A 294-nucleotide genomic window follows, 5' to 3' on the forward strand; every position below is an offset into this window, starting at 1 on the left:
ATGCCAAGTAGTGGCTGGCCAAACTTAGTTGTTAGGCTAACAGTAAAGCCGAACAAGGTTTCGATGTTTACCAAAATGGTGAAGCTTACGGCTGTTACCAGGGTACCGATGATCCAGGTGGCCTGTACTCTGCCCAATGCAAAACGTTCAACAGCATAGGATACGGGCGCTTCTAGCATCGAAATAGACGAGGTGAGTGCGGCAATACTCATCAAAGCAAAGAAAGCGAAGCTTACCAAGAGGCCAATACTCCCCATACTATCAAACAATGCTGGCAATACTTGAAACACTAAG

The 294-nt window shown here is 46.3% G+C and carries 1 pseudogene; it reads right to left on the bottom strand.

The window, feature by feature from the left end:
- Window positions 1-294, bottom strand: a pseudogene (locus CWC11_RS23040) (sodium-dependent transporter); the annotation flags it as partial.

It is taken from the genome of Pseudoalteromonas sp. S3178 (assembly GCF_005886985.1).
In the GTDB taxonomy this organism is placed as follows: Bacteria; Pseudomonadota; Gammaproteobacteria; order Enterobacterales; family Alteromonadaceae; genus Pseudoalteromonas; species Pseudoalteromonas carrageenovora.